20 protein-coding genes are annotated in these 22,077 nt (G+C 52.8%); 7 read left to right on the top strand and 13 right to left on the bottom strand.

Going from position 1 to position 22,077, the window contains the following annotated elements; all coding sequences use genetic code 11:
• Positions 1-93: 93 nt before the first annotated feature.
• Both PsAD13_RS03275 and PsAD13_RS03270 read right to left on the bottom strand, forming a co-directional pair.
• Positions 94-783, bottom strand: a complete 690-nt coding sequence (locus PsAD13_RS03275) for a hypothetical protein (protein ID WP_063306106.1) — start codon at positions 781-783, stop codon at positions 94-96.
• Between the two features lie 156 nt (positions 784-939).
• Positions 940-1,380 carry a winged helix-turn-helix transcriptional regulator gene (locus PsAD13_RS03270; RefSeq protein ID WP_208981637.1) on the bottom strand — a complete coding sequence of 147 codons (441 nt, stop codon included), beginning with the start codon at positions 1,378-1,380 and terminating at the stop codon, positions 940-942.
• A 136-nt stretch (positions 1,381-1,516) separates the two neighbouring features.
• Here PsAD13_RS03270 and PsAD13_RS03265 point away from each other — a divergent pair, with 136 nt between their 5' ends.
• The 3 genes from PsAD13_RS03265 (at position 1,517) to PsAD13_RS03255 (ending at position 4,258) form a co-directional block, all read left to right on the top strand.
• Positions 1,517-1,894, top strand: coding sequence for a VOC family protein (locus PsAD13_RS03265; protein WP_063294230.1), 378 nt, complete (start codon positions 1,517-1,519; stop codon positions 1,892-1,894).
• A 158-nt stretch (positions 1,895-2,052) separates the two neighbouring features.
• A complete protein-coding gene (locus PsAD13_RS03260) occupies positions 2,053-3,321 on the top strand; it encodes a glycosyltransferase (RefSeq protein WP_206599759.1) in 1,269 nt (422 codons plus the stop codon).
• Positions 3,322-3,931: 610 nt separating this feature from the next.
• Entirely contained in the window at positions 3,932-4,258 is a 327-nt protein-coding gene (locus tag PsAD13_RS03255; protein ID WP_063317245.1) for a hypothetical protein, read from the top strand.
• A gap of 436 nt (positions 4,259-4,694) precedes the next feature.
• On the opposite strand, the gene PsAD13_RS03250 is transcribed toward PsAD13_RS03255, so the two are convergent.
• The 10 genes from PsAD13_RS03250 to PsAD13_RS03205 all read right to left on the bottom strand — a co-directional run bounded on the left by PsAD13_RS03250 (position 4,695) and on the right by PsAD13_RS03205 (position 16,013).
• Positions 4,695-5,429, bottom strand: coding sequence for a nucleotidyltransferase family protein (locus PsAD13_RS03250; RefSeq protein WP_063317381.1), 735 nt, complete (start codon positions 5,427-5,429; stop codon positions 4,695-4,697).
• 31 nt (positions 5,430-5,460) lie between these two features.
• Positions 5,461-6,972, bottom strand: a complete 1,512-nt coding sequence (tsaE, locus tag PsAD13_RS03245; protein ID WP_063317244.1) for a tRNA (adenosine(37)-N6)-threonylcarbamoyltransferase complex ATPase subunit type 1 TsaE — start codon at positions 6,970-6,972, stop codon at positions 5,461-5,463.
• A gap of 250 nt (positions 6,973-7,222) precedes the next feature.
• Positions 7,223-9,739, bottom strand: a complete 2,517-nt coding sequence (locus tag PsAD13_RS03240) for a PAS domain-containing sensor histidine kinase (RefSeq protein ID WP_208981636.1) — start codon at positions 9,737-9,739, stop codon at positions 7,223-7,225.
• Between the two features lie 317 nt (positions 9,740-10,056).
• On the bottom strand, positions 10,057-11,457 hold the full coding sequence (ahcY, locus tag PsAD13_RS03235) for an adenosylhomocysteinase (protein ID WP_057463237.1): 1,401 nt from the start codon (positions 11,455-11,457) through the stop codon (positions 10,057-10,059).
• Positions 11,458-11,633: 176 nt separating this feature from the next.
• On the bottom strand, positions 11,634-12,086 hold the full coding sequence (locus tag PsAD13_RS03230; RefSeq protein ID WP_063317243.1) for an NUDIX domain-containing protein: 453 nt from the start codon (positions 12,084-12,086) through the stop codon (positions 11,634-11,636).
• Positions 12,087-12,111: 25 nt separating this feature from the next.
• Positions 12,112-12,396 carry an HPr family phosphocarrier protein gene (locus PsAD13_RS03225; protein ID WP_057462957.1) on the bottom strand — a complete coding sequence of 95 codons (285 nt, stop codon included), beginning with the start codon at positions 12,394-12,396 and terminating at the stop codon, positions 12,112-12,114.
• 6 nt (positions 12,397-12,402) lie between these two features.
• Entirely contained in the window at positions 12,403-12,807 is a 405-nt protein-coding gene (locus PsAD13_RS03220) for a PTS sugar transporter subunit IIA (RefSeq protein ID WP_057462958.1), read from the bottom strand.
• A 108-nt stretch (positions 12,808-12,915) separates the two neighbouring features.
• Positions 12,916-13,410, bottom strand: coding sequence for an HPr kinase/phosphatase C-terminal domain-containing protein (locus tag PsAD13_RS03215; RefSeq protein WP_063306100.1), 495 nt, complete (start codon positions 13,408-13,410; stop codon positions 12,916-12,918).
• Positions 13,407-15,236: a sensor histidine kinase gene (locus PsAD13_RS03210; protein ID WP_057462960.1), complete on the bottom strand. Its 1,830-nt coding sequence runs from the start codon at positions 15,234-15,236 to the stop codon at positions 13,407-13,409. Before PsAD13_RS03210 ends, PsAD13_RS03215 begins: the two co-directional genes overlap by 4 nt.
• 78 nt (positions 15,237-15,314) lie before the next feature.
• On the bottom strand, positions 15,315-16,013 hold the full coding sequence (locus tag PsAD13_RS03205) for a response regulator transcription factor (RefSeq protein WP_063286425.1): 699 nt from the start codon (positions 16,011-16,013) through the stop codon (positions 15,315-15,317).
• Between the two features lie 424 nt (positions 16,014-16,437).
• Between PsAD13_RS03205 and PsAD13_RS03200 the strand changes: the two genes are divergently transcribed.
• The 4 genes from PsAD13_RS03200 to PsAD13_RS03185 all read left to right on the top strand — a co-directional run bounded on the left by PsAD13_RS03200 (position 16,438) and on the right by PsAD13_RS03185 (position 21,534).
• Positions 16,438-18,048, top strand: a complete 1,611-nt coding sequence (locus PsAD13_RS03200) for a phosphoenolpyruvate carboxykinase (RefSeq protein ID WP_063294236.1) — start codon at positions 16,438-16,440, stop codon at positions 18,046-18,048.
• A 199-nt stretch (positions 18,049-18,247) separates the two neighbouring features.
• The gene (locus PsAD13_RS03195) at positions 18,248-19,306 is read left to right on the top strand and encodes an XdhC family protein (RefSeq protein WP_063317242.1); all 1,059 of its coding nucleotides are present in this window, start codon (positions 18,248-18,250) and stop codon (positions 19,304-19,306) included.
• Position 19,307: 1 nt separating this feature from the next.
• Positions 19,308-20,936, top strand: coding sequence for a molybdopterin-binding/glycosyltransferase family 2 protein (locus PsAD13_RS03190; protein ID WP_063317241.1), 1,629 nt, complete (start codon positions 19,308-19,310; stop codon positions 20,934-20,936).
• 382 nt (positions 20,937-21,318) lie between these two features.
• A complete protein-coding gene (locus PsAD13_RS03185; protein WP_057462964.1) occupies positions 21,319-21,534 on the top strand; it encodes a hypothetical protein in 216 nt (71 codons plus the stop codon).
• A gap of 133 nt (positions 21,535-21,667) precedes the next feature.
• On the opposite strand, the gene PsAD13_RS03180 is transcribed toward PsAD13_RS03185, so the two are convergent.
• The gene (locus tag PsAD13_RS03180) at positions 21,668-22,075 is read right to left on the bottom strand and encodes a F0F1 ATP synthase subunit epsilon (protein WP_057462965.1); all 408 of its coding nucleotides are present in this window, start codon (positions 22,073-22,075) and stop codon (positions 21,668-21,670) included.
• Positions 22,076-22,077: the final 2 nt, after the last annotated feature.

The raw sequence follows: 22,077 nt of genomic DNA, 5'->3' as shown, positions 1-22,077 counted from the left end.
GCCTCCTGAACAGAACCGAATGCTCCTTTTTAGTTCAGTTTTCAGCGGATCACACAGCAAAAAGCACGGCGCGGTTTTATATCCCCGCGAGTTTCATGGTGAAGCTGGTTTCTTATGCGCAAAGTAAACCAAGAAGCCGTACCAAATCACGAAAATAGGTGTTGCTATTATGGACAGAGTGCTGATTGCAATCATGATGAAATAGGCGGCATCATTCGATGTCTCATCACGTAACCCACCCATGACCTCGAATACAGCGTGCTCCAGATTGAGGGCAACAAGCGCTGTCACAATCAATGTTAAAGGCAGAACGGTTGCCACGAAAACAGCTCTGCCACTAAGTTTGGCAACTCTTTGCAAAAAGACTGCCAGTAATGCGACTCGCCAGCTTGCGACAACAGCAAGAAATAGCATGTTCGCAACTTTCGCATTTCCTAGCGACATAAAGCGCTCAACAGGAATGGAGTAAAGAGCGGCAGGGAGTGAGGTAAGGCTGATGAATAGAAGGATATTTTTATAGCTGAAGTTCTTAGGTTTCAAAGGCTGCGCTATAGCCCAAACCAGACCAGCCAAGACATAGATATACAAAACCGAGCCTAAGCCTGCATATTGCCACAGCTCTGCGGAGGGATGATCCCAATAACGACCGATGCCCACCAACCAGGTGACGAGCAAGCCCCAAGCTAAGTAGGCTGAATAAGACCTGCCCAGTGGCGGCTTGATTGGGCGGAACAGAAGAAAATTAATCTGATCCTTTAATATTGCGCTGAAAATTGGTTGCATACGCGTCTCTACGAGAAATCCATTCAACTAAATCACTTGGTGGCCCTTGTGTGAGGGCTTGTAATTTATTCATGTTGCAATGACACATCGCCAATACGCAACTGCAGGAATGCGTTTTGTGTCCCTGTATTTTCAGGGGCCAATCCCACGCCTCACTCACGCCCGCAGGTCAATTGCGTGGTTGATTTGGATGCCGGTGTTTGCAGCACAGTAGGTGGGGAATGGTTGGCGCTCGGACATGTTGATGTCGCGTTTGATCCATTCCCGCTCTTCCAGCCGAACCAGCGAGGCTGACAATGCGCGGTCGGTGATTGTCGTCAGGTCTGATCTTATTCCCGAGAAGCGCTGGGGGGTAGCAGTGAGTGCCAGAATGGGAACCGTCCAGCTTTTGCGCAGTAAGGCAAATTCCTTTTCATCGGGAACTGCGGCCACGATCCTGCTGGCGATTTCGGCGGCTTTGACACCTTTTGGGGTCAAGCGGAACTCCGGGCGGAGTGGGTGGCCATGGCCCGGGTTCCTCTCCAAGAGTTTGAGCTGGGTGAGATGCTCAAGACTGGCCGCGAATGACGTGCGGCCAGCACCAGATGCGGCCAGCAACGGAGCCTGCCTGCCGGGAACCCCTGAATGTAATAGGGCCAGAATGTTTAGAGACCAAGCCCGAGAAGTGAGCTTGACAAGTGTCGAAATGTCCATAAAGTATAGTTACTTTATTTTTTCACAAAAGGAAAGTTTGATGTCCTTAGTTTCTTTGGAAAATACGATTACCCTCGCCATTTCTGTTCGTGATCGCCATGTGAGCGCTGAATGGTACAGCTCCATGCTCGGCTTTGAGTTGATCCATCACATTGATGAGGCTGGCTGGAGTGAGATGAAGACAAAAACTGCTGGCGTCACACTTGGGCTGGGTGAACAGACAAAGCCTACCCCCGGCAATACCGTTCCTGTTTTTGGCATTGGTGATATTGAGAGTGCGCGCGGTGCTTTGGAAGCTGCGGGTGTGAAGTTTGACGGTGCGACCGAAACCATCGAGGGCATGGTAAGCACAGCCACGTTTTACGACCCAGACGGCAACGCGATGATGTTGGCACAGGACCTGACTGTGCCTGCGTGATACAAGTGCCAATTACACGCTTACCTCAATGGGCAACTGAAAAACCAGTGTCCCATTGAGGTGAGCGTAAGCTTTGCAAGGCGGGGCTTAACCTGATGGCATTGCACTGAAAGCGGTCTATACTCTGCCGGATGTTGCAGCCTGCTAAGATTCTCATTTTGACCTACGGCTCTCGCGGAGATGTGGAGCCCTTTATCGCATTGACCTGCGGGCTTACAGCTCGTGGTCACACGGTTACACTCAGCAGTGCTGAAAAGTATGGTGACTGGGTCAAGAGTTTCGGTCTGGCGTTTGAGCCACTTTCGAACGACACGATTGATCTGATGACCACTCCTGACGGGATTGCGGCGCTGGAGGGATCATCCGGGCTCTTAAAGAGAGTTGCAGCAGGTACACGGCTCGCGAAGAAATCCGGACGGCTGAACGATGGGCTCAACCGTGATGCGTGGCAGGCTGCCCAAGCCGTTCAGCCTGATCTTATAGTCTTCCACCCCAAAGTGATGGCTGCGCCTCATATTGCAGAAGCATTGAACATTCCGGCTGTGATGGGGTTGTTGCAGCCGATGATCGTTCCAACAAACGAGTTCCCTGTGGCGGGGATGCCCCGCTTGCCAATACCGGGCTACAACAAGCTGGGGTACGCACTCGTCAAACTCTCTTATTCGGCTTTTCGTAAATCAATCAATCAATTGCGCACGAAGGCTCTGAAACTGCCAGCAATCCGGCATCGCAATGAGGTTTTGTTTCCCCGTGGCGTCCTACCAATCAAGACGCTTCATGCGATCAGCTCGTGGGTTGTTCCCCGGCCAAAGGACTGGCCGGATGAGGCGGTTATGAGCGGTTACTGGAGTTTGAAGTCTGACGGGGACTATGAGCCACCAGCAAATCTGCGCAGTTTCCTCGAGCGTGGACCTCCACCCGTTTACATTGGGTTTGGCAGTATGACAGTTGAGGACCCGAAAGCGTTGCAAGAGGTTCTTGTTGAGGCCCTGCGAAAGGCGAATGTTCGCGGTGTCCTCTCAACTGGCTGGGCTGGGTTTGATGCCATTGAGAGCGACGATATCCTGAGTGTTTCTGATGTTCCGCATGAGTGGCTGTTTCCGAAGATGGCAGCTGTGGCGCACCATGGCGGCATGGGAACCACTGCTCAAGGTTTCCGCGCAGGCGTGCCTTGCGTTCTGTGCCCCTTCTTCGGCGATCAGCCCTACTGGGCTCAAAAGAGTGTTGCTCTGGGCGTTGGCGCCCCACCTGTGCCCCGCAAAGCCTTAACTGCTGACAAGTTGGCACACTCCATTCACCTTGCAGTCAATGACGCTTCACTGAAGAAAAACGCGAGTGACCTTGCCTTGCACCTGCAAAGCGAAGACGGCGTGGGTACTGCAGTCGCAGAGATTGAAGCGTGTCTTGCTGGTGTGGGTGGCACGTGAGCATGTTGGCTGGTCCTGTCTGCGTGCGCGTTGGCGGGACGGAGGTCCGCTATGTGGTGCCATGAGTGCTGGTGTTAGTGGGTGGGGTTCTGGATCCCGCATCGAGTGCGGGAAGACGGCGGGAGGGGTGCGAGTCTTTCCAAACCTCACTATCACCGTCATGCCGGACGAAGCGAAGCGGAGATCCGGTACCCAGTGCCATGGGGGCTGGTGTTGTTAACGGGGTTCAGGGTCCTGCATCGTGCTGCGCTTGTGCGAGATGACGAGGGAGAGGCTGGCTGGTGTCCAGCGTATCCTAGCGGCAACAGTTCTTTTGCTTTTGCAACTTTTCGTTGACAGGTGGGCGGTTCCATTCCACATTCATATGTGAGGCTTCGAAACCTCTTTCCACGCGGTACCCGCTCCCGTAACTAGCGGATTTTTTGTGCCTTTTTTCTGAGGGCGCAAACCCTTTGCTATGAGCGGGAGGGCGGTGAATACAATACTTCCTTCGGGAGGGAATAAACTCGCCTGCCGTGGTCAGGTTTCGAACCTCCCGCTCGCCAGCGGGCCTTCGAAAGCCCAATGTCGTGCGGTTCATTCAACAGCCAACCACGTGAGGGCTTTGATTATGGACGACACTGCATGCGCCTGTGGCGCCACAAATACTCTTCAGAATGAAATTGACGACGTGAACTTTGCTGTTTCTGATCTTCAGAACCTTGCTTATATGCAGCATCTGGTGCTGAGCGAGCGGATGAAGAACAGCAGTGAACGTGACGTTCTCTTCACTTTGCACCATGCATTATCTGACCGCCTAGAGGCACTTGATAAGACCTGCGGAATTTTAACCGATGCGTTGTCCGGCACGTCCTTCCCTAAAGGACTTTCCGGTCACGCGACACGCAGCGTCGCCTCTCCACCACCGGTCGAAACCAATATTGTGTCTCTTGATTAGATCACTGTGAACGGCACTCCAAGGGCTGCCTCAGCTACCCTTGCACAGCCCTTCATGAGTGTCCTGCTGGTCTGCGGCCGGGCGAAGTGTGCCCGCAGGCCAGCGTTTTGCGTGTGTGTTTTTTGATGCGTTGATGGGGATTGGATTTAGGGCATATTCTTTGTGGGATGTGCTCTGTTAATCCGCAAACTCAAGGGGTTATGGGTCCCTGATCAAGTCAGGGATGACGTCATAGAGGGTGCATTTTCTGAATGGAATCACTCAGTCCCACGATTTATCCTCTGCCGTCATGCCGGACGAGCGGAGCGGTGATCCGGTATCCAGAGCCCAGGTGTTTGTGGAAGTTTCCCAAATACATTGAGTATTGGCGCATCAGCTATGGGGGAGGTTGGCTGAGGTGGCCCGCACAATTTGGCGGGCCTGTCCTGTTTTTAGATTAGTTTGCGCTGTTGGCGATGGCGCGTTCGGCGTCATCGAGGCCTTGGGGCGTTCCAACGTGCAGCCAAAGGCCATCGCCTTCGACACCGAAGAGGCGGCCATTTTCAATCGCTTTGTCGAACAGCAGATTGAGGGAGAATGGGCCTTCCGGCGTATCCTTGAACAGCCGTGGATGGATCATCGCGGTACCGGAGTAGATGAAAGGTGCCACTGAGCGCTCATCGCGGCGTTCCAGTTTGCCCTCATCGTCCATCAGGAAGTCGCCTTTGCCGTCGTAACCAACCGCATTGACGGCTGGTGCGAGCAGCATCAGCATATCCATCTGATTGTCATCCCAGGTTTCTACGAGGAGATCCAGATTCGGCTTTACCCCTTCCAGCCAGAAGCTGTCGGAGTTTTTCAGGATGAACGGATCGGTGCCCAGAATTGGTAGGGCTTTTTTAATGCCGCCGCCGGTATCCAAAAGCTCTTCGCGTTCATCTGAGATCTTGACATCCAAGCCTTCAAACCTGCGGGCATGGGCCTCTACAAGGTCTGCGAGGTAGTGCACGTTGACAACGCAGGTTTCGAGGCCAGCATCCTTCAAACGTGATGCTGCGCGCGCGAACATCGACTTACCGTCCACCTCGATGAGAGGTTTTGGGGTTGTCGCCGTCAGGGGCCGCATACGTTTACCCAGCCCTGCGGACAAAACCATTGCCGATTTGGGGTGGAAGGAAATTTCTTTAGGCATCTCGTTGTCTCTGTCGTTTTGTTCTCTTGTTTCAGTCGCCACTTTGGCTCGTCTCATTTGACGAGAGTATGACAGTGAACATGGGTTTGAGTTTTACTTCCCCTAATTGTGCAAAGCACTGCCGCACATAATTGCGGATGCGAGGAAGCATCTCCATGTATTTAGGTTTTCCGAGCTGCTTATCAAGACGTACAAACGCGCCAAGGATTTTGGCATTGCGCTGCAACGCCAACACAGCAACAGCATTCCGAAACGCCATTTCATCAAAAATGGGTTTATGTTTTCTTGCCAAGTCGCAATATCGCTGCAGTAAATGCTCCTGCAGGCCGGCTGGCATGTCCACGCGTGCATCGTACACGAGCGAGGCGACATCATAGGCCGCGGGGCCCATCATTGCATCTTGGTAGTCAATAAGACCCAGCTTATTGAGGCCTGATGCTTCTGGCAACCACATGATATTCGGGCTGTGGTAATCCCGTAAAAGCAGCGTCGGTTCACTCTGAAGGACTGGCTCCAGCAGCTCTCGCCACGCTTCAACGTAGTCGCGGCCTTGCTGTTCAGTTGCAGGCTCTCCACTGGCGTAAGGCAGATACCATTGGAGGTAGAGGTCAGCTTCCGTAATCAGCACTTCGAAATCACAGGGTTTCAGCTGATGGGGTTTGCCATCCGCCTGCAGCCCTGTTTGCCAGTCGCAGCTGTGGAGTCGGGCAATATCATCAATGGCCAGCTCGTAGCGCTCTTTAACCGCCTCACCGTTTTCGGTGATAATCTGGTCGCCGAAATCCTCCAGCAGCGCCAATCCGTTTTCCGGGTCGGCGGCCAGTCGTTTTGGTACGCGGAACCCATGATCCGCCAAGGCGTTGCCGACGGCGAAGAAGGCAGTAACGTCCCTGGCGCGATGCACGGTTTCGCCATAGGTTTTGCCAGTGGGCAGACGCGGCTCTGGCCCAGTTGGCGGACTATCCATAAAGACGACTGTCTCACCGTTTTTGTGAAGTCGAAAATAGGTCCGCATGGAGGCATCGCCCTGCACATGCTCACGCTCGGCATCAATCCAGCCAGATTTTTGCAGCAGAGCGCGGCGGGCGGCGAGGCGGTCAAGGCGGTTCTGCCAGCTTTCGCAGTTGGCTGTGAGGGTGATCTCGCGGGTGTCTGGCTCGGTGCCTTCTGTCAGCTTCAGGTCCAGCGCTTCCGGCCAGTAGGATGGATCTCCCATCTCTGGCCATTCAATCAGCGCGACTCCGGCTTCCAGATATTCGTCGAGCCCAAGCTCCTCCAGCTCTTCCGACTCTTCAATGCGGTAGAGGTCGAGATGAGCGACGGACATTCTTGGCAGGTCGTAGGTTTGAACGAGCGTGAAAGTGGGGCTTGGGACTTCCAGATGAGGGTCAGCTGCCAGATGCCGCAGCAGTGCTCTGCTCAAAGTGGATTTGCCCGTGCCCAGATCTCCGGAAAGAGCAAGTACGTCTCCCTCTTTCAGCAGCTCAGCCAAATCCGCAGCAAAGAGCTCTGTTGCTCTCTGATTGTCGAGAAGTACCTTCATACAATTCGCCTCAAGAGCAGCTGCACATAATCGCGCTCACGCAGAATGCTCTAATCTATACTTTCCAAGCGTCCCCTTAAAGAAAGACTGAACTTACTTACCAAGGATACGTACCAATCTATTAGAGCAGGTCGCGTTCATTTGCAGACACACGACGCGCTCGGAATTCCTCAAGTGTAAGCACTTGCCAAAACCAGCAAGGGAACTCAAGCCCCAGAGGCATTTATCTGACCGAAAACTGAAGGATGAGTTATTCCGCCGCTTCCAGCGAATGGACATGCGGCTCAAGCGGGAAGGTGCAATCCACTGTGGTGCCCTGCCCTTCGGCGGAGGAAATATCGACTTTACCGCCGTGGAGCTCGACAAAGCTTTTCACGATCGACAGGCCAAGGCCAACGCCCTGACGATTTCCACCTGCACCGCGGCCTACAAAGCGCGAGAAGACCTGATCCAGCATCTCCTGAGGGATGCCTGCACCATGATCCTTGATGCGGAAGCGGATTTCGTTTTCCTCTCGCTGGCAGCTGATGTCTACCAAGCCGCCTTTGTTGGAGTAGCTGATTGCGTTGGAGAGCAGGTTGAAGAGAACCTGACGCAATCGACGCTCATCTGCTTTGAGATGGCCAATACCCTCAGGCATGTGGGTGCGGAGCGTGATGTTGGATTCGACCAGACGATCTTTCAGGCCTTCGACAGCTTCAGATACCGTCTGCGCAACATCGACCTCGGAGATTTCGAGTTCCATGATGCCGGCATCAACGGTTGCCAGATCAAGGATGTCGTTGATGATGTGCAGCAGAGCAGACGAGGATGACAGGATGTAGTCGGTGTATTCTTCCTGCTTCGGAGACAGATCGCCGAACTTGGCATCACCCAACAACTGAGCGAAGCCGATGATGGTGGTCAGCGGAGATCGCAGCTCGTAAGACACGTGTTGAATAAAGGCGTTCTTGAGCTGGTCGGCTTCCTGAAGCGCATCATTGGTGGCGTGGAGGGCACGTTCCACGTTGACCGTATCAGTGACGTTCACGAAGGTGAGTAGCGTGCCACCATCTGGCAGCGGTACGGTGACGTAGTCGATAACAGACCCGTCGATCCGCTCCATGCGACCAGAAACGCTGGTGCGGTTGTCGGACAGGCCTGTTACGCCACGGGCGAGCTCTTGCCAACGATCGGACTCACCCATCAGCTCCTTGCAGGTGTCCAGCAGGTCATTGACATGCGGATCTGCTTCGAGGAACTCCTGAGACAGGCCCCAGACCTCGGCAAAGGCCGGGTTAGACAGGCGCATGCGTCCGTTGGAGCCGAACACGGCGACAGCTTCTGTCAGGTGGTCGAGCGTTTCTCGCTGTACCCGGGTGAGTGCGTTGAAGCGGCTTTCCAGATCCAACTGCTCGGTCACGTTCTCATAGAAGTACGTCACACCACCTTGCGGATGCGGGCTGGCGATCACGCGGAGGGTCCGTCCATCTGGCAAATGCCACCAATACGCCTGTGCATCCAAGGCATGGTAGCATTCCAGATGTTTGTTTCTCCAACCACGATAGTCAGCCTGCTCTGGCAGTTTACGAGCTGCGCGCAGGGCGTCGAGCAGCTCGCCTTCTTCCGGCTTGGTCTCCAGGAAGCTCTGATCGATATCCCATAGGGAGCGATAGGCTGCATTGTAGAACTGGAGACGATGATCAGCGCCAAACACGGCCACAGGTGTTTGAAGCTGATCGAGCGTGCGCGTATGGGACTCTAGTGTGCGGCGAAGCTGCCCCTGTACACGTTCAAGCTCGGAAATGTCCTGAGCAAGACCGGCATTGCCATGCTCAGAATTCACGTCAGTCAACTCAAAGACGCGCCGTTCACCCGCTGCCACAACTGGCATTGGCGAATGATAGACACCGTCAGTCTGGCGCATCATGTTGAGTTTGTTGCGGCCTTTAGCTTCCAGAAGCTCGATCTGTTCATCAACCACAGTGCGGGTGCTTTCGGCCTCGACAGCATCCACATAAGCTGAGTTGACCCAGACGAGCTGGCCATGGTTGTCGCGCTGCCATGCAGGCCCCGGCAGTGCATCCAACAGGCTATGAAGCGAGGAGATCTGCTCGCGCAGTTCTTTGTTTTGCTCAGCAAGGCGGGCGCTGAGCTGACGGTCTCCGGTCAAATCACGCAGGCGCAGGACTGCCAATCCACCTGCTGTATGGCCGGATGCTTCCAGATAGACCCCGTCGGTGGTCGTTAAGGTTAACCGGAAGACTTCACCATGGCCGCGCAAATGCTCCAAGAAAGCGCGCAGGGCCTCGGCGGATTTGACGTCCAACCATGTCTCAAACTCGACGAGCTGCGAAAGGCCGCCTGCAAGTTCAAGGTTTTCAGGTAGATGCCCGGCAACACCGGGATGTTTGGCCTCACCATCCCAGACTAAAAGGAGACTGTCTTCTGTTTCCAGCAAGCTTTCAAGGCGGTCAATGCGCGCCATCGCATCGGCTCGGTCCTGACGCAATTGCAGGATGGACAAAGAGTCATTCCTGCGGATGCGGACAAGCACAACGGAGGCTGCGACTGCGTACAAGGCGATGCCGGCCGTTGCCGCGACCCAGACAACCTTGAAGGCGTCAACAGAACTACCTGAAAGAGCTGGCAGAATATCCATAGCCTGAGAGAAACCAGCAGCACCCAGGAGAGCAAACACAGCAACGCCCATCAGGTTCAGAACGAGTCTAAACCTTCTACGCCACAGCACGTTAACACGCGCGTGTTTATGCCAGGATGCTGGCATGTTGTGCCCCTTTCTTCGCCGCCTCAGATTCGCATCACACGCCGCATTGGTGTCACGAATCGCGAATAAGTCGCTCAACTGCCTAACTTAACGACTGATTCGACAATCAACATAACCTGATTGATTTTTGGGAAGAAGAGGATCTTTACAAAAAGTAAACAAATTCTGTGGGCGAAATAATCATCCACTACAATCTGTAGTAAGCCCAACAAGCGCACCCCCAATATATTGAAAGTGCGCTTATTGGGCCTAGTAGAATTCATGGAGCTGTTAACGCTAAGTCCCTTAGCGTTAACAGCAATTGCGATGGACGCTTATCAGTACTTGTAGTGCTCTGCCTTGAACGGACCGGATTTGTCGAGACCAAGGTAGTTGGCCTGATCGTCAGTCAGTTCAGACAGGGTTGCACCAAGCTTCTTAAGATGCAGGCGCGCAACCTTCTCATCCAGATGCTTTGGCAGCACGTAGACTTCGTTTTTGTAGTCGTCGCCTTTGGTGTGCAGCTCCATCTGCGCCAGAACCTGATTGGTGAAGCTGGCGGACATCACAAAGGATGGATGACCTGTCGCATTGCCAAGGTTAACCAGACGGCCTTCGGAGAGAAGGATCAGACGCTTGCCATCTGGATACTCGATCAGGTCGACCTGTGGCTTCACATTGCGCCATTTGTAGTTACGCAGTGCAGCAACCTGAATCTCGTTATCGAAGTGACCGATGTTACAGACGATCGCCATGTCTTTCATGTCGCGCATGTGGTCAGCTGTGATGACATCTTTGTTGCCGGTGGTGGTGACGAAGATATCGCCTTCACCGATGGCCTGCTCCATCGTCTTCACTTCGTAGCCGTCCATAGCAGCCTGGAGCGCACAGATCGGATCGATCTCAGTCACGATCACACGGGCACCAGCGCCTTCCAGAGACTGCGCAGAGCCTTTGCCAACGTCGCCGTAACCAGCAACAACAGCCACCTTGCCAGCCATCATTACGTCGGTACCACGGCGGATACCGTCTACAAGAGACTCACGGCAGCCATAGCGGTTGTCGAACTTGGACTTGGTCACAGAGTCGTTCACGTTGATTGCAGGGAATGGCAGGTCGCCCTTTCTCTGCATTTCATAAAGGCGCATAACACCCGTGGTTGTCTCTTCGGAGACGCCCTGGATATTGCCCTTAACTTTGGAGTAGAAGCCCGGGTCTTTTTCGAGGCGACGCTTGATCGCTGCGAAGAGAGCGGTTTCTTCTTCATTAGACGGGTTGTCGAGGACGGATGGGTCTTTCTCTGCTTTTGCGCCGAGAAGAATCATCAGAGTTGCGTCGCCGCCATCATCCAGAATGAGGTTTGCGGTTTGGCCGTCGCCCCAATCGAAGATTTTGTCCGCATATGTCCAGTATTCATCAAGGGTTTCGCCTTTTTCAGCGAACACCGGAATACCAGCTGCCGCGATTGCAGCCGCAGCCTGATCTTGCGTGGAGAAGATGTTACAAGATGCCCAGCGAACTTCTGCGCCCAACTCAATGAGGGTCTCAATCAGAACCGCTGTCTGGATGGTCATGTGCAGGGAACCAGCGATGCGTGCGCCTTTGAGAGGCTTGCTTGCACCATATTCCTCACGACAAGCCATCAGGCCTGGCATTTCGGTTTCGGCAATTTCAATTTCAGTACGACCCCACTCTGCAAGTGAGATGTCTTTGACGTAGTAATCGTTAGACGCAGTCATTAAATCTTCCTGAAAGCCCGGGCCCATAGTCCCCTCCCGCGTGATTGATGAGTGCTCGCAAAATGAGCGCCCACTGCATGCTGTTATACATCACAGAGAAGTCAGAAAGCAATAAAGATATAAAGGTTTCTTTATATCAGCCTAAAATACAAACAAACGCAGGCGCGCAGAATGCTTTATGCGCTTCTGGGTAGATAAGGCTCTAGAATTTCTAGGATATTTTCAGGGAAGACTGTCAAAGATGTTGTCTCGAGTTCTTTCCGCGTCCACCAGCGATGCTCTCTCATTACCTGAGTTTCTATCTCTGTGTGGTTGGAATAGTCGATTTTCGAGTCAGAAACCGTGACAAAGAAAAAATGTTCTTCAGCATCTACCATCTCACCGGATGGTGTCTGAAAAACCGCTCTTCTGACGTGGATCACCTCACCGACAGGTTCGGTGATTCCGGTTTCTTCCAGAAGTTCGCGGCGGGCGGCATCTTCAAAACTCTCACCCGGCTCAATACCACCGCCAACGGTGGCCCAATAGTCCTGGCCTTTGAGAGGGCCTTTATCGAACTTGAAATTGAAGAGGAGAATTCGGTCTTGAGGATCAACCACCAACAAACGTGAAGCTGGGCGCTTTTTCATGCGATCCTCTAGATGCTTGACTTATTTAGTCTCTTTCACCGAAACCATCTTCCACCAGATGCGCAATCGCGGAGATGGCTTCTTCTTTCTGATTGCCGGTTACGACAACGTGGATCGAGCAGCCTGTGCTGGCTGCAAGCATCATCAGTCCCATGATGGAGGTTCCACCAACAGTTTGGCCGTCTTTGGAAACTTTTACATGGGCATCAAAAGTCTCAACCAGCTTGACCAGCTTAGCTGAGGCGCGCGCGTGCAAACCACGGGTGTTCACGATGGTCAGATCGCGAGCTAACACTGTGCATTCATCCATATTTTCTTAGCCTTGCCCGGACAGGACCTGCGAAGCTACGGAGATATACTTCTGTCCTGCACTGCGGGCTTCTTCTACCGCTTCGGCGAGCGATTTTTCATTTCGAACGCTTGCCAGTTTTATGAGCATCGGCAGGTTTACACCAGCTACGACCTCAACGCTACCACCATCCATCACAGAAATAGCGAGATTAGAAGGCGTACCGCCAAACATGTCGGTAAGAAGGACAACGCCAGAGCCGTCGTTGACAGCTTCAACGGAACGCAGGATGTCCTGACGACGTTGTTCCATATCGTCATCTGGGCCGATGCTAATGGTTGCTACCCGGTCCTGTGGACCTACAACATGCTCAAGAGCCGATTTGAACTCTTCTGCCAACCGACCATGGGTGACAAGAACTAGACCAATCATATATTTCCCGCGAACTAACAGAGTGTCTACTCTTAGGTTATTCCAATCCTACTTTGTTGAAGGACACGCTGCAGTGCAAGAAAAATCAGCATGCTCATACACAGAGGGCTAATAGTTGTGCACTGGATTAGTAAAAATAAGTGCATTCGCGAGCCGAAGAGCGGCTAAATGATCTTCTTTAGGTACTTGTTGTCGAATTAATTTGACTGAGCAAAGTTCACAGGTCTGCGCCTGCTCCTCCGGCAATCTATCGATTTCCTCTCGGGCTTTCAGATCCAGAACCATATGGATTACTGCAGCATCGAGGTAAGGAACATCGACAACGCCATAGCCTCGCAGCTCGGCCTTTCCCTTAATTGGATTTGGGCAAGACCCTATTAAGCGACTATTTTTCTCAGCAATGTAGACACGATCATCAGCAACGAGGGCTGCAAAACTGCCTTTAAGATGCGCGCGCTGTATCAATTCCAGCGCCAGCGCTGATTTGCCGGTTCCAGAGGGACCGCGGATCAGAATGCCTTTCGTGCCAACCACCAGACAGGTCGCGTGTATCGCCTGACCTTCTGCTGCCTGTACACTTTGCTTCTGATCCAGTGTCGTCATGAGGTTGTTTTGGCCCTCAGTTTGATCACGAACCGGGCACCAAGCACTTTCGGCTCTTGCCCCTCTTCCTCAGAGGTTCGGTTCATGACCGAGATTTCACCCCGGTGTGCTTCGATAATCTGCCGGCAGATCGAGAGACCCAAGCCGGAGTTGTTTCCGAAGCCCTCATATTCCGGTCTATCCGTATAGAAGCGCTCAAAGACGCGTTCGCGGAGTTCTTCTTTGATACCAGGACCAGAATCTTCGACCCAGATGATAATCTGGTTGCTCTTGCGCTTGGCCGTAACTGTAACAGGAGTTCCTTCTGGTGCAAATGAGCGCGCATTGTCGATCAGGTTATTGATGACCTGACCGAGACGCTGGTCATTGCCGTGCATCTGGAAATTCTTGTCAGTCTTGGATGGCTCAAACTTCAAATCGACATGGGCGATATCATCACAAGCGCGTTCATTGGCAATGGATACGACAGCCTGCAACAGCGTTGCCATATCAACATCGTGAGATTCTGCACGAGACATTTCCGCATCAATCCGCGATGCTTCAGAGATGTCCGTGATCAGACGATCAAGACGTTTTACATCATGCTGGATGACTTCAAGCAGGCGTTCGCGTGATCGCTCGTTCTTCGCCAAAGGCAGTGTTTCAACGGCACTTCGAAGGGATGTCAGCGGGTTTTTCAGCTCATGTGCCACATCTGCGGCAAAGCTCTCAATCGCATCCATACGGCCATACAGAGCCTTGGTCATATTCCTCAGCGCACGCGCCAGATGACCAATCTCATCGTAACGATCTTCAAACTCAGGGATTTCTTCTCGGGTGTTGATCGCAGACTGCACTTTTTGCGCAGCTTCTGACAAACGGCGGACTGGCCCTGCGATGGTGCCGGCTAACAGCACGGAAAGGATCATCACCACAACAGCAGCAACGAGGAAGATCTTTAGGATCGCATTGCGCTCTGCGGCGACGATATCATCAATGTCTCCGCCTTGTGTCGACAGGAGCAGTGAACCTAGAACACCGCGGAAACGTTGAATTGGCACGGCAACGGCGACAACCATTTCGCCTTTTGCGCCAACACGTACAACGGATGCAGGGGAACCAGCCAGAGCGGCCTCGACCTCAGGGTATTCGCGTCCTTCCGTCCGTCCTACTTCTTTATATGGCGGGTACTCGCCACGACGGATCCAGAGTTTCAGCTCCTCCCACATCTTCTGGAAGAAGGGATCCTTGCTTTCGTCCGGTGGTGGCAGGTCGAAGCGGAAGATCTGGTTTTGGGCATGGAGCTGGCGTGAATCCAGCATCAACATGCCTTCTGGGTCGTAGATTCGGGCCCGTGTTTTGGTGGGCGATATCAGTCGCCGGAGTATAGGTCCGACAATCTCAGGGTTGATCGGGAAGTCCAGACTTCCCAGCGTTGAGCGAGCACTGGTGGATTCTCCAGCTTCCAGACGCAGCAGCATCTCCGGATCAACCATAAGAGAATCGCCATCGCTTGTGGTGGACGCCGCGATGGCACCTGCAATGATCTCGCCCTGAACCAGCAGTGACTGAACGCGTGCATCGATCAGACCGGCCTGAAACTGGTTCAAGTACAGAATGGAGATCACCATCGCCAGAAGACCGACGAGGTTGAGCACCAGAATGCGGCGGGTCAAAGAAGAAAAGGCATAGATACCGGCGAGCGAGATCCAGCGCGTAAAGACGCGTTGGCGTACTTGCCTGCGTCCCAGCCAACGGAACGCACCTGTATGTTGCGGGTCAAGAGTATCAGAAGCGTCGTCTGCTTCGATGTCTTCCCGCTTTTGCTCTTCTTTATTTTCCGACATTCGCTCTTATCGAATTCTCAGGAACGTGTGTTCTCAGGTTTTCCAACCTTCAGACAGCCCTGTACGAGCTGCTTAAGACTAGTTCTCGCGGAAGCGATAACCTACACCGTAGAGTGTTTCGATCATATCAAAGTCATCATCAACCACTTTGAACTTCTTGCGAAGGCGCTTGATATGGCTATCGATGGTGCGATCGTCAACATAGACCTGATCATCGTAGGCAGCATCCATGAGCGCATTACGGCTTTTCACAACGCCTGGACGCTGAGCGAGAGCAAAGAGAATTAGAAATTCTGTCACTGTCAGCGTGACCGGCTTTGCAAGCCATGTGCAGGTATGGCGTTCTTTGTCCATGACAAGGTTGCCACGTTCCAGCAACTTGGAAGTCTCAGTCGCAGCACTTGCAGGATCTCGCGGTGCAGCACGGCGCAGAACAGCCTTCACACGCTCAACCAACAGACGCTGAGAGAATGGCTTACGGATAAAGTCGTCAGCGCCCATTTTCAGGCCAAACAACTCATCAATCTCGTCGTCTTTAGACGTGAGGAAGATCACAGGCAGATCGGACATCTGGCGAAAACGGCGCAGCAGCTCCATTCCATCCATACGCGGCATCTTGATATCAAAGATGGCAAGATCCGGCGGGTCGGCCTGGAGCCCTTCCAGTGCGACTGTTCCGTCTGTATAGGTCTGGACCCGATATCCTTCGGCCTCCAAAGCTATTGAGACGGATGTCAAAATGTTACGGTCGTCATCGACCAGAGCAATCGTTGGCATATCAGAGACCTTATTCCTCTCTTGCACGTTTCGCTACTTAGTTGGGATTTGAGATTAACTTGCGCGATCCCTAACCTCGAAATAAGGCAAAACCCTGTTTTAGCAAGATACTCGGAAAAATTCCTTATTTAGCGCTACTTTTGACAAGGTTTCGCCTGCCAAGTGCCACGTGTTCTTCATGAAGTGTATCGTTAAACGCTTAAAAGTGAAAACCAAGTTTGTGTAGAGTTTATTTTTATAAGCAAAATAAATCTATGCCAGCAAAAGGTCGTATTTCAATCGGTTTAATAGAAAAACGCAGGATTTCTGGTCTTGCTTTTGTAAGCATGACTGCCCCATCCAAGGGGCGTTATCGCTAAATTCACTGGCACAGTGCCATTGAATGACGCAAGCTAAATAGTGAGCCGATTAAGGACTACTGAACATGAACGAGTTCGGACTACGGAATTCCGCGTTTGGGTGTGACACCTTCGGACTGAAGGGCCTCAACAGTGTGTACTGGAACCTGACCGAAGCTGAACTTTATGAGCATGCTATCAGGAACGGTGAAGCACAGATCGCCGCTGGCGGTGCTCTTTGTGCCGAAACAGGTGCTCACACAGGACGCTCTCCAAAAGACAAGTTTGTTGTTCGTGATACCAAGACCGAAGATACGATCTGGTGGGACAACAGTGGCGCGATGAGCCCGGAGAACTTCAATGTTCTTTTGCAAGACATGCTGGCCCACGCTGAAGGCATGGACCTGTATGTGCAGGACCTTTATGGAGGCGCTGACCCTGCGCATCAGCTGAACGTTCGCGTTTATAACGAGCTGGCATGGCATAACCACTTTATTCGCAACATGCTGCTTCGCCCGTCCCGCGAAGAGCTGAAAAGCTTTGAATCAGAGATGACCATCATCGATCTGCCAAGCTTCAAGGCTGACCCAGAGCGTCATGGTTGCCGGAGCGAGACGGTTATTGCTTGTGATCTGACCAACAAGATCGTTCTGATCGCCGGTACTGCCTACGCCGGTGAAATGAAGAAGTCTGTCTTCTCCATGTTGAACTACATGTTGCCAGAAGACGGTGTGATGCCAATGCATTGCTCCGCGAATGTTGGCGATAACGACGATGCTGCTGTTTTCTTCGGCCTGTCCGGCACCGGCAAGACCACGCTTTCCGCTGATCCAGCCCGTACGCTGATCGGTGACGATGAGCACGGTTGGGGGCCAGAAGGCATCTTCAACTTTGAAGGTGGCTGCTACGCAAAAACCATTCGCCTTTCTGCAGAAGCCGAGCCAGAGATTTTTGCGACCACGCAGCGCTTCGGCACCATTCTTGAGAATGTTGTGCTGGATGAGGCTCGTGTTCCAGACTTTGACGATGGTTCCAAAACGGAAAACACGCGCTGCTCCTACCCTATTCACTTCATTCCGAATGCAAGTGAAAGTGGCCGCGCGCCAAACCCTAAGAACATCATCATGCTGACGGCTGATGCGTTTGGTGTTTTGCCTCCAATCGCAAAGCTCAGTGATGCTCAGGCGATGTACCACTTCCTTTCCGGTTATACCGCGAAAGTTGCTGGCACAGAGCGTGGGGTCACTGAACCGCAGGCGACATTCTCCACCTGCTTTGGTGCACCGTTCATGCCGCGTCATCCATCAGAATATGGTGCGTTGCTGAAAGATCTGATCCGTGAGCACAGCGTGGATTGCTGGCTGGTGAATACCGGTTGGACCGGTGGTGCGTATGGTGTTGGTCACCGTATGCCAATCAAAGAAACCCGTGCCCTGCTTCGTGCTGCATTGGACGGTTCTTTGAACACCGCTGAATTCCGCAAGGATGAGAACTTCGGCTTTATGGTTCCTGTTGCGGTGCCAGGTGTTGATACCAGTATCCTTGATCCACGGAGCACCTGGAGCAATCCGGCTGAGTATGACGTGCAGGCGAGCAAGCTTGTCGACATGTTCGCTGCAAACTTCCAAATCTTCCAGGATCACGTTGATGATCTGGTCCTTCATGCAGGCCCGATCACCAAAATTGCTGCTGAATAGTAATCATCAGTCCCCCGAAGAGAGCGCTGGAGCGAAAGCCCCGGCGCTTTTTTGTTTTACTGAACACTGTTCTGTTGTTGCATCCCCTTGAACAAGCAGGCTAGGCTCCTCATTCTATTAGGGCATCGTCCTACGCGAGATCTCTCAGGTTTTTCGCATAGGAGGACGCTTAGGGACCCTGTTTATTTGCGAGCCTGTCATGTCTGTTTCCACTTTGCCTCAAGAGCTTTCCAAAAACCTCGACGTCCTTGGTGTTGCTGAGCGCTGGCAATCAGAAGGGCGCAGACTGGTGCTGGCGACGGTGATTGAGACGTGGGGTTCAGCGCCGCGCCCTGTTGGTAGCCATCTCATTATTGATGAGAGTGGAGAGTTCGAGGGATCAGTGTCCGGCGGCTGTGTGGAAGGCGCTGTGGTTGCTGAGGCCATGGATGTGCTGGAAGATGGCAAAGCGCGAAAGATTGAGTTTGGTGTCGCTGATGAAACTGCGTGGCGCGTTGGCCTTTCCTGTGGTGGCAAGATTGGCGTTTATCTGGAGCCTCTGACATCAGAGGCGGATCACGGACATGTTCGCTTGCTGAACACTTCCAGAGCTGCACGCCAACCTGCAGCGCTGCTCACTAATCTGGCAACCGGTCTGTCCTCTGTGATGCTTTATGGAGATGATGCAGAGGATGGTGCCATTGCCGCTGCTTTTGAAAACGGTGTTCGCAGTGGCAAATCTGGGCGAGTACAGGCGCAAGACGGCGAAGAGTACTTCCTGAGTATGCAGGTTCCGGCCACGCGGATTGTGGTGGTGGGCGCTGTTCACATTACACAGGCGCTGGTTCCAATTGCACAAACGGCAGGGTTTGACATTACGATAGTCGATCCACGCACTGCGTTTGCCTCTGAAGAGCGCTTCCCCGAGGTGCCGTTGCTGGCTGAATGGCCGCAAGATGTGATGGCGCAGTTGAAGCTTGATCCTTTCACCGCCGTTGCTGCGGTGACCCACGACCCGAAAATTGATGATGTGCCGCTGATGGAAGCGCTGAAAGCGGGCTGCTTTTATGTCGGCGCGTTAGGAAGCCGCAAGACACATGCAAAGCGCTGTGAGCGCTTTCTCGCGGCTGGCGTGAGTGAAGAGGACTTTGCCCGCATCAAAGCGCCGATTGGTCTTGATATTGGCGCCGCCAACCCAGCTGAGATTGCAGTGGCCGTGCTTGCGGAGATTATTGTGACCCTGCGTGGGACCAAGGCAAACCAGAAGAAGGCAAGCTGACGTGAAATTTGGAAGCAGATCAGCCGCAGAGAGTGCAGGATGTTACCTTGCCCACTCCATCAAACATAATGGCCTCTCCCTCTCCAAAGGACATCAGCTCAGTGATGCGGATGTGGGACAGTTGATTGCAGCAGGGTTTGCGGAGGTTATTGTTGCGCAAGTTGAGGCAACTGATTTGCACGAAGATGACGCCGCTGCTTTGCTGGCCAACCATGCTTGCGGCGCAGCTGTTTCTGCTTCTCCCCCCTTTACAGGACGGTCCAATCTTTATGCCTCGCAAAGCGGGATTTTGCAGGTAGATGCTGAGAAAGTGACAGAAGCTAACCTGATTGATCCGGCCATCACGTTTGCCTGCTTGCCTCCGTTCACAGAAGTTCGCGAAGGGCGCATGCTTGCGACTGCGAAGATTATTCCGTTGGCTGTTGATCAGAAGCTGGCACAGAGCGCTGCAAATAAGATTTCCGAGGCTATCTCCGTGGCTGCTTATGCGCCGAAATCGGTTGCAGTCATTTCCACGACGCTTCCGCATCTGAAAGAGACAGTTATTGCGAAGAGCCTTCGTGTTTTGCAGGAGCGGTTGGACATTGCAGCAAGCACGATTGCTGCGGATGTGCGTGTGCCCCACGAAGAAGAGGCTCTCACGAATGCGCTTGGCACAGAGCAAGTGCAGGACGCTGATCTGATTGTTGTGTTTGGCGCTTCAGCCGTGGTGGATCAAGGAGATGTTATTCCTGCAGCTCTTCAAGCAGCTGGTGGTGAGCTCATCCATTTTGGGATGCCGGTTGATCCGGGCAACCTGCTCGTACTTGGGGAGCTGAATGGCATCCCAGTTATTGGTGCGCCAGGATGTGCGCGGAGTCCGCAAGAGAACGGATTTGACTGGATCCTGCAGCGCTTGCTGGCCAATATCCGCGTTACCAGCAGAGACATCATGTCGATGGGGGTTGGTGGGCTTTTGAAAGAAATCCATAGTCGTCCTCAGCCCCGAGACCATCCTCTCTCTGAGGAGGCTGACAAAGCCACCTGCAGCGGTATTCTACTTGCCGCAGGTAACTCCTCTCGCATGGGGGATCACAACAAACTGCTGGCGCTTATTGATGGGAAGCCTGTCGTCCGGCTTGTTGCCGAGCATGCGCTTGCGAGTGAGTTGAATGAGCTGATTGTCGTCACAGGTGCGATGGCCTCTAAGGTGGAAGAGGCGCTTTCCGGGTTGCCGATCCGGTTCAGACATAATGCTGAGTACGATGAAGGTATTTCATCCTCCGTCAAAAAAGGAATCGAGAGCGTCAACGACCAATCACAGGCTGCACTCATTCTGCTCGGTGATATGCCTTTCGTATCCACGGATGACATCAACAAACTTTTGGAGAATCACGATTCCAAGCAGGATCAGCTGATCGGTGTCTCTACAACGCATGGCAAACGAGGCAATCCAGTGCTTTGGGATCGTGCGTTTTTTGATGATCTCCTCAGTCTGCGAGGTGATATTGGCGGCAAACCAATCATTCAGCAGAATCCTTCGGTGGTTTACACCGTGGAGCTTGGAGAAGCGGCGCGACGTGATTTGGATGTTCCCGAAGCACTTCACAATGCCGGTGGTGTGCTGGGAAGGCACTCTGAAAAACCATAATTCGCCACAATTGATGAATCAATTTGGTGCAGTAACCACAACAATTCAGCAGAATTCACGTGGTGGTTAATATTGGCGCATACACATCCACTCTGTTATCTATTTGTTTTACTTACACAATTAAAAATCAGAAAAATATTTTATCCAGATTTTCTTGTGTAAGCATTTTTACACAGCTAAAAATATCTAGCAATTTGGAAAGGGGAGAGATAATCTTTTTCCCGTCCGGTAAATTTGTTTGCTTTTAATGTAGCAAAAGAAAATTCCGGTGATCCCATAATCAAAAATGGTTCCAACGATCCAACGGCGAGCATGGTATTCACGCTCCTCCCGCGTGCATGCAAGTGTTGATCGACTGGCTCCAAAGAACAAGGGTAGGTAAATGAAAGCACCAGTTATGCCTAAGGCGGGTCAGTGTAAGTGGACTGAAGGTGACAGCGGGAGCTATACATTCCCTTGCAAGAACCGCGCTGAAAATGGCTCTTATTGCGACCACCATCGCACGATAGTTTACGAGACACCAGAGCAGCGCAAAGCGCGTGCTGAGGAAATGCGCGCTGCAAACGCAGCAGCAAATAAAAAGAGACTTGCAGCCTAATCGACTGGGCTGCTCGTTCATCCTGCGCTCTTTTCTCCCGCTAACGGTTTAAAGAGCCTGCTTTCTGCATAGGCAGATACAAAAAAGCCTCGGCACTGCCGAGGCTTTTGTTTTTCTTGGCATCGAAGTGCAATCAGGAAGCTTTGATAGCTGCCTGCAGCTCTTGCAGCTGGGAAAGTACCAGCCGTGCAGCCTGACGTGCATCTTCGTCCTTAGCATCAGCTACATCTTCACTCGCATCTTGAATCTGCTGTGCGATGTAACCTGCATCAAGATCGGCCATCGGGATCGCCTGTTCCGCCAGAACAGTCATGCCAGACGCGGAAACGTCAGCAAAACCACCCCGCACGAAGTATTCGTGCTTGGAACCATCTTCGCTGAGCGCTTTAACAACACCCGGACGCATGGTTGACAAGAACGGCGAGTGACCAGCGCCAACACCAAATTCACCTTCAGTGCCTGGCACGATTACGTCAGTAACCTTTGCCGAGAGCAGAAGGCGCTCTGGTGAAACCAGCTCAAACTGAAATGCTTCAGCCATTT

The organism is Pseudovibrio sp. Ad13 (genome assembly GCF_001623225.1).
In the GTDB taxonomy this organism is placed as follows: Bacteria; Pseudomonadota; Alphaproteobacteria; order Rhizobiales; family Stappiaceae; genus Pseudovibrio.
Note: the sequence above shows the minus strand (reverse complement) of the source record. Positions and strands in the feature narration are given on the sequence as shown.

Coding starts and splice junctions, on each gene's coding strand:
- PsAD13_RS03275 (WP_063306106.1), bottom strand. CDS start 783: ATGCAACCAATTTTCAGCGCAATATTAAAGGATCAGATTAATTTTCTT.
- PsAD13_RS03265 (WP_063294230.1), top strand. CDS start 1,517: ATGTCCTTAGTTTCTTTGGAAAATACGATTACCCTCGCCATTTCTGTT.
- PsAD13_RS03255 (WP_063317245.1), top strand. CDS start 3,932: ATGGACGACACTGCATGCGCCTGTGGCGCCACAAATACTCTTCAGAAT.
- PsAD13_RS03250 (WP_063317381.1), bottom strand. CDS start 5,429: ATGCCTAAAGAAATTTCCTTCCACCCCAAATCGGCAATGGTTTTGTCC.
- tsaE (WP_063317244.1), bottom strand. CDS start 6,972: ATGAAGGTACTTCTCGACAATCAGAGAGCAACAGAGCTCTTTGCTGCG.
- PsAD13_RS03240 (WP_208981636.1), bottom strand. CDS start 9,739: ATGCCAGCATCCTGGCATAAACACGCGCGTGTTAACGTGCTGTGGCGT.
- ahcY (WP_057463237.1), bottom strand. CDS start 11,457: ATGACTGCGTCTAACGATTACTACGTCAAAGACATCTCACTTGCAGAG.
- PsAD13_RS03230 (WP_063317243.1), bottom strand. CDS start 12,086: ATGAAAAAGCGCCCAGCTTCACGTTTGTTGGTGGTTGATCCTCAAGAC.
- PsAD13_RS03225 (WP_057462957.1), bottom strand. CDS start 12,396: ATGGATGAATGCACAGTGTTAGCTCGCGATCTGACCATCGTGAACACC.
- PsAD13_RS03220 (WP_057462958.1), bottom strand. CDS start 12,807: ATGATTGGTCTAGTTCTTGTCACCCATGGTCGGTTGGCAGAAGAGTTC.
- PsAD13_RS03215 (WP_063306100.1), bottom strand. CDS start 13,410: ATGACGACACTGGATCAGAAGCAAAGTGTACAGGCAGCAGAAGGTCAG.
- PsAD13_RS03210 (WP_057462960.1), bottom strand. CDS start 15,236: ATGTCGGAAAATAAAGAAGAGCAAAAGCGGGAAGACATCGAAGCAGAC.
- PsAD13_RS03205 (WP_063286425.1), bottom strand. CDS start 16,013: ATGCCAACGATTGCTCTGGTCGATGACGACCGTAACATTTTGACATCC.
- PsAD13_RS03200 (WP_063294236.1), top strand. CDS start 16,438: ATGAACGAGTTCGGACTACGGAATTCCGCGTTTGGGTGTGACACCTTC.
- PsAD13_RS03195 (WP_063317242.1), top strand. CDS start 18,248: ATGTCTGTTTCCACTTTGCCTCAAGAGCTTTCCAAAAACCTCGACGTC.
- PsAD13_RS03185 (WP_057462964.1), top strand. CDS start 21,319: ATGAAAGCACCAGTTATGCCTAAGGCGGGTCAGTGTAAGTGGACTGAA.
- PsAD13_RS03180 (WP_057462965.1), bottom strand. CDS start 22,075: ATGGCTGAAGCATTTCAGTTTGAGCTGGTTTCACCAGAGCGCCTTCTG.